10 protein-coding genes and 1 tRNA gene are annotated in these 13604 nt (G+C 49.7%); 7 read left to right on the top strand and 4 right to left on the bottom strand.

Annotated elements, in window-relative coordinates:
* Positions 1-97: 97 nt before the first annotated feature.
* Positions 98-301, top strand: coding sequence for a DUF2842 domain-containing protein (locus BMZ51_RS11205; protein WP_068008506.1), 204 nt, complete (start codon positions 98-100; stop codon positions 299-301).
* 12 nt (positions 302-313) lie between these two features.
* On the opposite strand, the gene BMZ51_RS11200 is transcribed toward BMZ51_RS11205, so the two are convergent.
* Positions 314-1309, bottom strand: a complete 996-nt coding sequence (locus BMZ51_RS11200) for a polysaccharide deacetylase family protein (RefSeq protein ID WP_068008316.1) — start codon at positions 1307-1309, stop codon at positions 314-316.
* Between the two features lie 232 nt (positions 1310-1541).
* On the opposite strand from BMZ51_RS11200, the gene BMZ51_RS11195 reads away from it, so the two are divergent.
* Positions 1542-2759, top strand: coding sequence for a GNAT family N-acetyltransferase (locus BMZ51_RS11195; protein WP_068008319.1), 1218 nt, complete (start codon positions 1542-1544; stop codon positions 2757-2759).
* Between the two features lie 34 nt (positions 2760-2793).
* Here the strand turns inward: BMZ51_RS11195 and BMZ51_RS11190 are convergent, their stop codons facing one another.
* A complete protein-coding gene (locus BMZ51_RS11190) occupies positions 2794-5154 on the bottom strand; it encodes a GumC family protein (protein WP_068008509.1) in 2361 nt (786 codons plus the stop codon).
* A gap of 222 nt (positions 5155-5376) precedes the next feature.
* Between BMZ51_RS11190 and BMZ51_RS11185 the strand changes: the two genes are divergently transcribed.
* The 5 genes from BMZ51_RS11185 (at position 5377) to BMZ51_RS11165 (ending at position 10376) form a co-directional block, all read left to right on the top strand.
* The gene (locus tag BMZ51_RS11185; protein WP_068008323.1) at positions 5377-5934 is read left to right on the top strand and encodes a polysaccharide biosynthesis/export family protein; all 558 of its coding nucleotides are present in this window, start codon (positions 5377-5379) and stop codon (positions 5932-5934) included.
* Between the two features lie 179 nt (positions 5935-6113).
* On the top strand, positions 6114-7328 hold the full coding sequence (locus BMZ51_RS11180) for a glycosyltransferase family 4 protein (protein ID WP_068008325.1): 1215 nt from the start codon (positions 6114-6116) through the stop codon (positions 7326-7328).
* Between the two features lie 12 nt (positions 7329-7340).
* Positions 7341-8900 carry an undecaprenyl-phosphate glucose phosphotransferase gene (locus tag BMZ51_RS11175; RefSeq protein ID WP_068008327.1) on the top strand — a complete coding sequence of 520 codons (1560 nt, stop codon included), beginning with the start codon at positions 7341-7343 and terminating at the stop codon, positions 8898-8900.
* Positions 8897-10165 carry an O-antigen ligase family protein gene (locus BMZ51_RS11170; protein WP_208979429.1) on the top strand — a complete coding sequence of 423 codons (1269 nt, stop codon included), beginning with the start codon at positions 8897-8899 and terminating at the stop codon, positions 10163-10165. Before BMZ51_RS11175 ends, BMZ51_RS11170 begins: the two co-directional genes overlap by 4 nt.
* Positions 10166-10299: 134 nt before the next feature.
* Positions 10300-10376 (top strand) — tRNA-Pro (locus tag BMZ51_RS11165).
* A 76-nt stretch (positions 10377-10452) separates the two neighbouring features.
* On the opposite strand, the gene BMZ51_RS24730 is transcribed toward BMZ51_RS11165, so the two are convergent.
* Both BMZ51_RS24730 and BMZ51_RS11150 read right to left on the bottom strand, forming a co-directional pair.
* Positions 10453-10755 (bottom strand): dATP/dGTP diphosphohydrolase domain-containing protein, encoded by a 303-nt coding sequence (locus BMZ51_RS24730; RefSeq protein ID WP_425287457.1) that lies wholly within the window; start codon positions 10753-10755, stop codon positions 10453-10455.
* 1468 nt (positions 10756-12223) lie between these two features.
* On the bottom strand, positions 12224-13465 hold the full coding sequence (locus tag BMZ51_RS11150; RefSeq protein ID WP_068008334.1) for a tetratricopeptide repeat protein: 1242 nt from the start codon (positions 13463-13465) through the stop codon (positions 12224-12226).
* Positions 13466-13604 lie beyond the last annotated feature (139 nt).

Genomic DNA, 13604 nt, shown 5'->3' with positions numbered 1-13604 from the left:
TTTTACAACCAAGATCCTCTTGAAATATATATGCATTTTGGACTATGGCTTGCGCGGAAAAAAAAGGTCGACAAAAGAGGCCTTCAAGGAGAACTATATGATTTCGCCAGCGCGCCGTTTCATCGGCATGGTATTTCTAGTCACGTTTGTTCTTGTCTATTGCTTTATCGCGATGGTCATCGGCGACATGACAATGGCAGGCAAACACTGGTCTATAAAGCTAATCTTCTTCGCCATTGCAGGCCTGATCTGGATCGTTCCAGCTGGAATGATTATCAGCTGGACCTACAAAAAACGCTAGAGAAACTGGTTTTCAAGTTCTCTTCACAAGCGCGCGAACGCGCGCAAAGGCATGGTATGCCACAAAGGCGGCACCGCTTAGATAAACATCAACCATCCGTGGATTTTGATGCAAGCCATTTAAGGAAACACGCGGCAGACGAAAGCGGCGCTTCAGACTGCCTGTCGTCAATGTGCCTGGCTGTGTGGTAACTGCCGCTTTAAACCCCAGTTCCTCTGCAACACCTTCACAGCGCTCATCAACTGCTGCTGCAAATCCATAGGGGTAAGCGAGCACTGTCGGCTGACTGCCCAGCCGTGCGTTCATCTCTTCCATACCAGAGAGTATGTGCTGCCTGATTTCCGCAGTACTGGAGAGGCGTGCCAACATTGGATGCGTATCCGTGTGCGCACCAAGGCTGACAAGAGGGTCTTCAGCCAAATCGTTCAACTCTTCAAAGGACAAAAAGAGCTCACGGCACAGCTCTTGCCAATGCAGCCCATGTTTGTCCGCCGCATCACGAATGACACGCCGCTGTGTTCTTTCTGACAAATCGCTAATCAGAACCTTACGAGCAGCCTCAAAAGCGGCCTCTTTCTGTTCTAAAGTCCCGCAGTTAAAAGCATAGACCTTGCCCTCATCTGCAAGGGTGAGCCGCTCATTTTCAGCAATAAGCTGCTCCAGAATTGCCCACCAGGGCTCCGAGCGATGGTTACTGTATTCGCTCGTCACAAAAATCGTAAACGGAACTTCTAAGGCTTTCAGGACAGGATAGGCAACTTCAAGAATGTCTTTGTAGCCATCATCAAAGGTCAGTACCGCAAACTTTCTGTCGCTCTTATCTTCATTTTGCAGGCGCTCCAACGCCGCGTCCAATGATACAAACTCGTATCCTGCACTGCGTACTTGCAACACAACGGCCCGCAAAAATTCAGGCGTGATCTCTAGCAGCTTGTTGGGCTGAAAAGCGCGTTCGGATGCAGGCAACACACGATGAAGAGTAAAGATGACACCATCGCCAGCTGTCATACCCTTGATGAGTCTGGCAGGTCCCCGGCTGCTGAACAAGTAGCTGGCGCAATCTATAACAAAATGCTTCAAAGATATCCGCACGGCGAACCTCTAGATCCGTAATAAATTTCACTATATTTGTAACTGGCAATTATTTACGATTAATTTCAATCTAGGTTTATCTGCCTATTTATGGTTCATTCAGAGAGTGGCACTAATCGTTACTTGCAAGTTAATTAGGGCATTTCCAATGGCATTTTCCCAAGTCACGGTACAAAAAACAAACACGCAACCTGCTGGCGACAATAGAGACTTGGACCCGGGAAAGCTCACCCTTCAAATTTATAAAGGAAATGACCTCACAAAGCTTCGTGCGGATTGGCTTGCGCTGGAAAAGCAGGCCTATGGAAGCGCTTACCATGCTTATGAATGGTGCCAAAGCTGGGCGGAGCATATAGCACCTTTTGAGAACGCAACGGCGTTAATCCTGACCGGGCACATTGATAGGAAGCTTCATATTTTGCTACCGCTTGCGCTCCATCAACACAAGCGCACCAAAACAGTACGCTGGCTCGCAGAGGCTATTTCTAACCAGAACACCGGTTATTGGTCTCAAGAACTATTAGATGCGCCACACATCCACTTAGTGCGTCACCGTCTGGTCGAAGAACTCAAAGCATGGGGCGTCGACCTCATCCAGCTTGGCAATATGGCATGTCACCTGGATATCTATGACAATCCTTTGGTGCGGCCACATGACAACCTTAGTACAAACGCGACTTACCCTGCTGAATTAGCGAGACCTTTTGAGGATTTTGTCAAAACCAAACGCTCAAAAACCACTCGCAAAAGGCACCGCGGCAAACTGAACAAGCTCCAGTCACTGGGAAAGCTGGAATTCAAAGCCCACTCCTCACAGGAAGACACGGTAACAGCTGTGCAGGCCATGATTGTGCAACGAGAGATCAGGCAAGCAAAAACCGGCGTTCCCACGGCCTTTTCCCAGCCTGCATACCAAAAGTTCGTACACACCGCTTTCGCAAGCCTTCAAAAAACAGAAAGTCCGACAAAAGGCCCCGTTTACAGCCTGTCACTGGATGGAGAAGTCATTAGCACGTGCCTGGGGCTCATCTCAGGTGATTGCTATTATTATTATTGCACCTCCATCACGAGCGGGGACATAATGCGCTATAGCCCCGGCGATCTGCTCATGCAGCACGTCATTAAACAGATGTGTGAGGACGGAATGAAAGTCTTTGACTTTGGGCTTGGAGAAGAAAGCTTCAAACTTACATGGGCACAACCGGAGCACCTGAGGGACTGGATTGAACCGCTCACACTCAAAGGCAAGCTTGCAGCTGCATGGGAGCGAGCCAAACTTCATTCCAAACGAAAGCTAAGAAGCAACCATAGTTTCTGGCAGTTCTACCGCCGTATCCGTGCCCTCATTGCTCGCTTGCAAAGCTAGTGCAAGTTGAGAGGCTGAGATACACAGACAGCCGTTAAGCTGCCATGTCCAATTGATGCCAGGCAGCAACCTCATCACTGACTACGCGCTCCACCTCAACAGGTGCTTTGGTATGCTTTTCCAAAACGGACAGTGCTGTTTCCAGTTCTGGGCCAGCTGGTGATCCATCCGTCGCAATAATCACGCGATCGGCTTCAGACAGCATTTGAGCGCAAATCAAACTTGGGTCAATCAGTCCAAGATCAGCAACAATCACATCATAAGTCAGGTCAAGCGCTTCCATTATTAGGTTATACCGCCCGCCATAGACCACCTCATCGCGAATGGGAATAATACCTGACTGTATCACGTGTGCACGAGAAACAGGGTCCCGGTGAATAACATTTGTGAAGGCAGCCTCCCCCTCCAACAACTCAGAGAACCCCGGCTTCTCCAGGTTCATATTCTCCTCATCACTGGTAACACCCTCAACATCCTCTAGTGGTGTCTCTTTCAAGATAGACTGAGCGCCCTCGCCGCCTTCCGAGCGCACTTCCACCACCACAGGCATAATGCCTTTTGCTGCAATCTTGCGCGTACAGCTCAACGCAACACGAGAAGAAAGGCTTGCATCTTCAACACTTAAGACAACAACACGGCCAACTTTACCCGCCCGGTGAGAGTTGTCCGCTTTAACTTTTGCAAGCGTTAAAGAAGGCGCGGAGGTTTCATGCTCTTCAAACTCATCTTCAAACTCAGTATCCTTGCTGACCTCATCAGCGTCCAGATCGCTCACTTTTTGTTCACGAAGCGCAGACAGCTTTTCTTTTACAACCTCAGCCCCACGAACATCAGCAGGTGATACCTTCTTAGCATGCTCAGCTTCAAAAGCAGGTTTCAGCTCAACAACAGGAGCAGCTGTTGCATGACTGCGGGTTGCTGCATCAACCACACTTTCAAGCGCATTTGACGTCGCAGTGCCGGTAAATTCTTTCGGGTTAGCAGCAGGTGCAACAGGTGCCTGATAAGACTCGCGGCGCAGCACCTCGCCTGAAATCAGGGCGCGCACAATGCTCCATAAGGCCCCAAGGAAGAAGGCGGCAAAACCTGCAATTGCTGCAAGGGCGGATGGCTTGCGCCCGGATGGTTCGCTTGGCACGGAAGCGCGAGAAATAACGCGGGAATCGGCATTCAGCACCCCAACACCCTGCAGAACTTCCGCTTCACGCAGACTGACCAGCAATTGATTGAGCTGGTCCTCTTTTGAACGTGCTTGCCGCTCCAATTCCTGCAACCGAACATGATCAGCCCCAGAGCGCGCAGCCTCTTTCTTCAGCTCATTCACCTGAGCATTCAGTGTTACATAGCGGTCCTGGGCAATCTTTGTATCGTTCTCAAGTCCAATAACGATCTTCTCTGCTTCAGTCCGAATCTGACGGTCATATCCGGTCAGCTGGGAACGCAGAGCTTTAATTTGAGGGTGGTTTGGCAGCAGTGTGGTCGACAACTCAGCAATACGGTTTTCAAGCGCAAGCTGACGTTCTCGCAGTCTCTGGATCAACGTGGAATTCAGCACCTGGGTCGCCGTCTCCAAAGACCCACCATTGCTGAGCAAAGACCTAATTTGCTTGGCTTGCGCTTCCGCCTGCGACTTTGCCACAATGGCAGCCGAGACTTGAGAATTCAGCTCCGCAAGCTGCTGCTGATTCAAAGTACGGTTCTCCGAGCCAAGCAACAAATCAGCCCCAGCCCTAAACTGCGCAACTTTTTGCTGTGCAGCCTCAACCTCGTTTTGAAGACGATCAACTTGAGGAGCAAGTGCATCCGCCGTGTTGTTGGTTACAGCCCGCTTTGCATCATCTTGCAACATTCGGTACTCGCTAACGACCGTGTTCGCAACGCGAGCAGAAAGCTCCGGGTCTTTGCTGGAAAAGCGCACCGCAATCACACGCGATCCATCAACCTGATACACATTTAGGTTTCGCGTGAATTGGTTTAAAACCCACTCCGCTTCGCTGATTTGGCTTACGTTCAGCTCCAGACCCACATACGTCATGAGCTGATCGAAAAGGCCCACTTCGCTCTTTGCAGCGAACACCCTGTTGTTTTCAAGGTGTAAGTTCTGCACCACCCGGCGTGCTAGGTCCCGTGAGCGAAGCAACTGCACCTGGCTTGCAATACCTTCCTTGTCCAGCAACGAGCGCTCTTGCTCGCTGTTGCGGACCTGTCCGGGCAGCACGATCTTCGCAGTATCGATAAGAACTTTGGATTCACTGGTGTATTTGGCTGCTTGCTGGCTGGCGAAATAGAATACGCCAAAGGCGACAAGAGCGGCAAACGGGATAACCCACAGCAGCCCTATCAGCACTTTCTTAAACAGCACGCCCATATCAAGAAAGACATCTTCTTGCGGCACAGCCAGCTTCCCCATTGACTCACAAAGAACATTACAAACTTCTATCCATAAGAATGCATAGACAGGGTAACCAAGTTATTAAGCACGACGATCAAATGCTGGAAAGAATTGACATAGCACCCAACAAATTCGTCAAAATTAATTGGAAGATATTTACAATATTTATACTCTATTAACCTTGTAAGACGAAATATACACCAATAGAATTTGAGGGAATTTGTAATGCGGCCCCGCTCATTGGCACTTATTGCTGGCTTAACTCTGTTAACGAGTTGTTCATCCTATAAAAAGCCAGCACCTGCTTTTCATGAGGAGCTGGTTCAGCCCTATACACTTGCGACCAGCGACGAAGTCCGTATCATCGTTTTTGGACAAGCCAACTTGTCAAACACATACAAGATTGATCAGGCTGGTAACCTCGCGTTTCCTCTGATTGGGCAGGTCAGTGCAACCGGCCAAACACCAGACGAACTCGCCAATATAATCCGCTCTCGCTTACAAGGTGGTTTTGTCCGCGACCCCGATGTCTCTGTTGAGGTGGCGGTGTACGGGCCTATTTTTGTAATGGGAGAAGTCAATAACGCTGGCCAATATGCCTTTCTTCCTGGCATGACTGTTCAAAACATCATTGCAACAGCAGGTGGCTTTACAGCAAGGGCCCGTCAGGAGGATGTTGACCTGACACGTCAGATCAACGGCGAAATCCAAAGTGGCCGGGTTCTCATTACAGCCCCAGTGCGCCCAGGCGACACACTATATGTGCATGAAAGACTCTTCTAATTACGCACTGCACCCAATCAAAAGTTGCGTTTTATTTATCAAAAATCTAGAGTTTAAACTTCATTAACCCTGTCGATTAACAGGTCAAACAGTATTTTAAGCTTACAATAAACTTAATTGCGTAGCGGTCTGTGCTGGGGAGCATCTTAAAAGCAGGCGCGGTGGGGAGTTTGTTGCAGATGTTTACGAGCAAGCTGAAAATTATTCATTTTATACGCGCGCCAATCGGCGGCGCGTTTCGCCATATGCTGGATCTGGCAACAGAACAAATCGGTATGGGGCATGAGCTTGGGATCATCTGCGCCTCAAATGACATCTCCCCGTCCTCGTTACAGCAGCTGAACAAACTTAAACCACAGCTCACCCTCAGCTTGCTAACAGCTCCCATGGCACGCTCGCTCTCACCAACGGACATAGTTAGTTTTTACAAGCTACTAAGGCATCTGCTACCAGCAAGACCTGATGTTCTCCATGGCCATGGAGCCAAAGGCGGCGCTTGGGCACGCTCAATCAGTGCAGCACTACGTCTGAGTGGCCGCAAAGCACAGAGCATTTACAGCCCGCACGGCGGAAGCCTGCACTATGATACAACAACGCCAGCTGGCAAAGTATATATTACGCTTGAAAAACTCCTGCGACCGCTGACGAACACGATTGTATTTACCAGCGCGTTTGAAAAGGCCGCCTACCAACAAAAAGTAGGCCTTGGCGGCAACGCTCCCCGTCACAAAATCGTCCACAACGGACTACTGCAAGCAGAGTTTAAACGCACAGAAATAAACAAGGATGCAGCGGAGCTGTTGTTTATCGGCGAGCTGCGGCAGCTGAAGGGGGTAGACCTCCTCATCAACGCATTGGATGACTTGCATAGGACCAACAAGAGCAAACCCAAACTGGCAATTGTTGGCGAAGGACCTGACCGTCTCTTGTTTGAGCAAATGGTCAATGCAAGCGGCCTACAAGACTCAGTGCGTTTTTATGGGCATTTGCCGTTAGAACAAGCCCTTCCCCTTGGCAAAATCGCAGTTATTCCTTCACGCGCAGAGGCCCTGCCCTATGTTGTTTTAGAGCTTCTTGCAGCGCAAAAACCATTGATCACCACACGTGTTGGCGGCATCCCGGAGATTTTTGGCGAGCATAGCGACGCTCTTATCCCACCAGATGACCAGCAAGAACTAGTCAACGCTATATCATGGGCTCTCGCTCACAGTGAGGACCAGACCCAGCTCAGTCAGCAGCTGCAAAACCACCTCAAAACAAATTTCACACTGGCGCAAATGGCGCAGGATATCACCCATCTTTACCACCCTCTTTTGGGCGCAAACGAAGAACTGACAAACGCTTCCCAGCGTGCGCAGCAGCCCTGTTTGCACTCAAAAAACAAACTCAACTAGTTGCACAGCACAATGGTAAAACACCGCTTCAATCCAATTGAAACCAATGCTTCTTTGGACGGAATTTCCGAGGCAGAGGAACAGCTTGCCTCCCATTCACATAGCACTGATGTTGAAGAAACCAGTCTTTCCAGAGATGCGCAGGATGTGGCTGAAATGTTGCGCTCCAACACCATTTCCAAGAAGGTCTTGGATGGTGTCTTGCGGTGCGCGGATGCAAGCCTAATCCTGTTGACTGGTACTCTTGCATATCTGGGCGGCGCCCCGATCGACATATCACCGCTCTGGCTTACATTTGCAATGTTTGAGGCAGCCATAGTTGGCGTCATTCTCTTCCAAATGGCAGACCTTTATCAGGCAAACGCGCTCCACAAAGTCATCTCACAGGTAATGAGGCTGATCACGGCCTGGGCACTGGTCTTTGCAGCGCTCATCACCTCTCTGCTACTTCTTCTTCCATCCGCAGAGATACCGCAGACGTTCCTGCTAAAATGGTTTAGCACCGGCGCGATCCTACTGATAATTTTCAGGATGATCATCCGCAGCTTCATCGTGCGTTGGACCCGCACTGGCCGATTAAGTCGCCGCGCAGTGCTTGTTGGCGGGGGACAGTCAGCTGCTGACCTAATCGCTGAGCTTGAACGCCAGCCAAACAACGATATTGAGATTTGCGGGATATTTGATGACCGCGCAAATGACCGTTCTCCCCCAAGTGTCTCTGGCTATCAAAAGCTCGGAAACATTTCTGATCTCGTCGATTTTGCCCGCATTGCACAAATTGATATGCTGCTGGTCACGATCCCGATCCGAGCCGAAAAGCGTATCCTGCAGTTGCTAGAAAAACTCTGGGTGCTGCCAGTTGATATTCGCCTGTCTGCCCATGCCGACAAGCTCCGCTTCCGCCAAAGAGCGTCCTCTTTTGTTGGCGCGGTTCCATTTGTTGATGTTTTAGAAAAACCAATTGCAGATTGGGACACAATTACCAAGCGCGCCTTTGACCTGTTCTTTGCAAGCTTATCGTTGTTGCTCCTCTTCCCGGTCATGATCGCCACCGCGATTATCATCAAGCTGGACAGCCCCGGACCGGTCATTTTCCGCCAGCAGCGCTATGGCTTTAACAACGAGCTTATAGATATCTTCAAGTTCCGATCCATGCACCAAAATCAAACCGACAGCATGGCTTCCAAGTTGGTGACGAAGAATGATCCGCGTGTCACCAGAGTTGGCCGCTTCATCCGCAAAGCATCCATCGATGAATTGCCCCAACTCGTTAACGTTCTGATGGGCCAGCTCTCTCTTGTCGGCCCGCGCCCACATGCACTCTCTGCAAAAGCCGAAAACCGGCTCTATGAAAACGTCGTGGATGGGTACTTTGCGCGCCATAAGGTTAAACCCGGCGTCACAGGCTGGGCGCAGATAAAAGGCTGGCGAGGAGAAACTGACACGGAAGACAAAATCCAGAAACGTGTCGAATGCGATATCTACTATATTGAAAACTGGTCGGTTTTCTTTGACCTTTATATCTTGCTTAAAACACCGTTCAGCCTTCTGAAAACGGAAAACGCGTATTGACCGACCTGCCGCGCTCACAAAGCACAGTAAAGAACACTCGCCCCTTCTGGCATGTTCCGCTGATCATCAGCACAGAAACCATAGCAAGGTCACTATTGTTTCTGGCAGCTTCTGTGAGCGCTCTGGTCATGATTGAACCAGCGCCCTATGACCTTCTGATTGCCGCTCTTTTGATTGGCTGGTCCTGCGCGGGGCTTGAGTTGCGCAAAGATCAGTTGCCCTTGCTGGTTCTGCTCTGCTTCTACATCCTGGGCGGTATTTTGGCGCTGCCAGCAGCATCAAACACAAAAGAAGCCGTGATCTTTTATGCAGTCACCGTCTTCTTGGCCTTTTCATCCATTTTGTATGCAGCAACCTTGTCTGCAAATATGGAACGACTCAAGGCGATTGAGAAAGGCTATATGCTTGCCGCAGTGTTTGCCACACTGCTAGCGCTGGCCGGATACTTCAACCTCTTTTCAGGTGCGTACGATCAGTTCACTTTATACGGACGCGCCAAGGGAACCTTTAAAGACCCAAACGTATATGGCCCGTTCCTGCTACTCCCCACCCTTTTTATTGTCTACGATATTCTAACCAGACCGCTGTGCAAAAACATATTGAGCGCGGTCCTGCTCCTAATTCTACTGCTCGGTGCTTTCCTCTCGTTTTCCCGTGCAACATGGGGCATGACCCTTGGCGGAAGCCTTCTCGTCTTCCTGCTCGTGTTCATCAACGAGCGCAGATCCTACTCACGCCTGAAGTTGCTGGGCTTGTTTGGGCTGGCGGGTGTTGCGTTCATCATCATGATGCTTGCATTCCTGTCTGTTGATTCCATCTTTGAGATGTTCACACAGCGCGCAAAGTTAGTTCAGGAGTATGATGGGGCACGATTAGGGCGGTTCGGACGCTGGAGAGAAGGCTTCACACTCGTCACAGAAGCGCCATTGGGGCTGGGTGCTGGTGGCTTTTCCAGCATTTTTCCCGAGGACGAGCACAACGCCTACCTCAAAGCCTTTACAACCTATGGATGGCTCGGCGGACTCTCTTATATTACCCTTATTTTCTGGACTGTTTTTAAGGCAACGCCGTTGGTCTTTAAACCACTTCCCTGGCAAAAATACATCGTCTGTACATATGTTGCTTTCCTCCTACATGCTTGTGTTAGCTTCATTATTGACAGCGACCACTGGCGTCACTACTTTTTGCTGCTTGGTATATTATGGGCTGTGATCTCAGCAGAAGCTGGTATCTCCAGATACAGGCGTTTTCCACCAGCACGATAAGACCACACTCATTTGAGCCTTGATCAGACACCGTGAATTAGGTAGGAAAGTTGTAGAGAGCAGCTTTAGATCGCTCTCTAAAAAAGAATACTTGCAAATGCAGTCTTGCATCCAGGGCAAGTATCTTAAAGGTTCGGGTAGTAGCGCAGCCTGGTAGCGCACTTCACTGGGGGTGAAGGGGTCGTCGGTTCAAATCCGGCCTACCCGACCAAATATTTCAATGAGTTAGCTATAAAAAGTAAAGTGGCTCCTCGGGACGTTTGTCCCAAACGGTTATTTTCCACAACTCATTGCGGCTTATTTCTACGCCCGACTGGCGGCGTATCGAACCTTGTTAAAGTCTGATCTTTAGTTTCAAACCATAAGAGAAAAAGAATATTGCAGGCAGCATGTGCCAAGTGGTGCAGCCCGCTTTCTTTGTCTTTGCATACCCCGCTATGAAAAGCGCTGAGGTGTCTATAAAGAGCATCCCAGTTTCTTTCCCTCTCCACGCTCTGGCAGCTGTTGGCGCTGTATTTTTGGGCACCAAAAGTCAGGACAGCGCACACTTGAGCAAGCGGCCCCCAGAGATAGGCAAATAGCAAACGCATTTGCAGCTTTCCGGCGTCTGCCTTTAATGTTTGATCCTGCTTCATTGAACCATCTCCGGTGTAATTGTAACCCTGCCCGCTTCGCCGTAATCGGCGTGATAGGTGATGACTTGCGCTGACCTTCCCGAGACGTAGCCAGAAGTTGCAGAATGGGCGTCTGGTGGCGCAAGCGTTCGGTGCTGCTCCACTTTTCCATCAGGTTGTCTTCTTTGGCCTTCAGCACGTCTTTATGGTGGAAGTGGCCTATATGCGCGTAGCTGTATTTGGTCCGGCCAAACACTTCCCGATATTTTGCGGCAAGCGTTGTAGAAACCTGAGCTACACCGCGCTTGTCTCCGTGGTGAAAAAACAGGGATGTATTGCCGTGCTCATAGCAATGGAACAGGTCTGAGGTTTGGTCTACGGTTACACGCGGCTCATTCTCGTAGAGCGCTGCCAGCAGTTCGCGCAACATAACCGAGCTGGACATGTCGTGATTGCCGGACACCATGAGTAAGTGCACACGCTCATGCTTCTGCAGGAGCATGGAGACAATTTGACGAAGGACCCGTATTGCCGCCCGTACCAGCTTTTGAAACCGTGTGTCAGCGTCTAGCAAGTGGTGACTGGTTGGCGTTACCGCTGCCATGCCGTCCCAGTGCAGGAAATCTCCAAGTTGCGCAAAAATGGCTGTTTGTGAATCCGGTGCCGATGCAATTGCAGACCCAAACCACTTGATAAGCAACTCTTCAGCTAGTTTCAGGCCCCAGTCTGCAACTTGGGTTTCTTCCCCCCAAGCCATCATACCCATATGGTAGTCAGTGCAGATGTAGGTTGAGACAAGCTTATCATTTGTGCTCTCTGGCAATGGCAAAGGGGCGCTTCTGGGAACCTCATCTTTGAACCCGTCCAGCATGGCCTTGAGTGCTGCATGTGCAACCTCGGCTTTGCGGTCAGTCTTGATCCACTTTTGCTTGAGGTTCCCGTCACCATCTACAAGAGCAGACACACCCTTAATCGCCATATCAGCGGGTAATTCAAACGGCTCACCGCTGGAGCGGGTTACTCTGGTACTGCGAGCCTTAACCGTGCCCTGCCCGTCTGTTGTGACGCTCTGAGAGGAAACTTCAAAGCCATCCGGTACATTGGGGTAGAGGTCAACTAACCCTCTCAAAGCAGCGGACTTAACGCGATTGTTGAATGTACTGCGCGGAATCCCGAGGGCTTTTGCTGCAGCAGCCTTATTACCGTATTCCGCAAAAGCCCTTGCGGTTTCAAGGCATAGTTCGTCCGTTAAGGGAGGTGTAGGCATTGAGCCTCCATATACCAGATATGAAAAAGCCCCGCTCTAGGCAGGGCTGCTTTAGGTCTAACGGCAGGGCTCGTTTCGACGCCCTCACCTATCTTGATAATTCGCCCGCAATACAGGCTTTAGGCTATTCGGCCTTAGTAGCAGCACTATTACTGAGCAACTGCAGTTGAGAACTTTTCATGCATCCGACGCGATTTTCTTTCTAAGTTGCGTAAGCTTTCTTATTGTCGGCAGAAAGTCTGGTTGACTTTTATGGTGGTGACTAAAGTGCATCATCGCTTCTTGATCGCGGCCAAGCTTCATGAACATCACTCCAAGTTCGAAGTGCGATTTTGTTTGACGGCTGTCCAACTCAACAACTTTCAGATGGTTATTTATGGCATCCTCGAAAGAGCCAATGCGATACTGCGCTGAAGCTAGTTTTGCAAGGCGAACTCCATTCGGGGAGGGGTAGGTTTCAAGCCCACGTGCGAATGATCGTTCTGCAGCCACGTCTTTGCCGAGCTTTACTAGCGCCAAACCTAAGTAATAGTGCGCATCATAATTCTTGGTTGAGACCGTCGCCGCCCGCTCAAAAAACACGCGAGCCTTTTTGTATTGCGCCATACGAAAATGAGAATTGCCGATTAGAAAATAAACGGCTGACAAGCATATATCGTCAGCCACAGGCAAAAGAGTATCAATCGTATCTTGATAATTCTTCTCACGAAAGAACTTATGAGCTGCTTCAACGATGATGTCAGCGTTTCTAACTGTCTGTTCCGGTACACTGAAATTACTTCCAGTGGCAGTATGTTCGAAAAAGGATTCCATCTGCCCACGGCGTTTGAACGTGGAAAGGATGTTATGCATTGCGCCTGGCACAGCATGAAGGCGAACACTACCTGTGTTGCGGACGCGCAGGATGTTATAAAGGTCAAGACCGCTCTCAGCACCGTACCAGATGTCTATCTGCGTTTTCTCAGTCTTTGTCTCTATAAGCTTCGATAGATCATTGTATTTGACCGGAATTTTAGGGGAGTGCGGTATCTCAGGATGAAGCACAATCTGCGGACCGACTGATACAATCCGGCCAACACCCAACTTTATCCCAAACAGAAGGGCCGCATACCCACCCATAGAGCTACCTGATGTAGTGATACTCCCCCTAGGATAATTTCCGATACGGCGTTCTAATTGATCATGCAACTCGTCTGCATCGCTCGATAGCCCATCAATCGGGAGATTGTACCAGCCGCGACGTGGGTCACGCACAAAAAGAATATCAGTATCGTAGGGAGAGAACTTTGATACACCCTGAATATTCTTCGCATCCGCCGAACTGAAATAAATCAGCAAGCGGCTAGAACCTTTCGTGTGCTTCGTAAACAGGAGTTGGTCGATATCATCAACTTTAATTTTGTCTATTTTTGAAAGCATTTTACCTGTGACTAAATCGTATATTTGAGCCTTAGAGGCCGCGATTAATTTGTAAATATCGAAGTCAGATTTGCAGCGGTGAAGGTACTTCGTCGCTCTTAGTTTTGCAAGAGACTAACGGAATCTGCATACCCAATTC

The organism is Pseudovibrio axinellae, from assembly GCF_900110875.1.
In the GTDB taxonomy this organism is placed as follows: Bacteria; Pseudomonadota; Alphaproteobacteria; order Rhizobiales; family Stappiaceae; genus Pseudovibrio; species Pseudovibrio axinellae.
The sequence above is the reverse complement of the archived record's forward strand: the minus strand, read 5'-3'. Positions and strand labels throughout refer to the sequence as shown.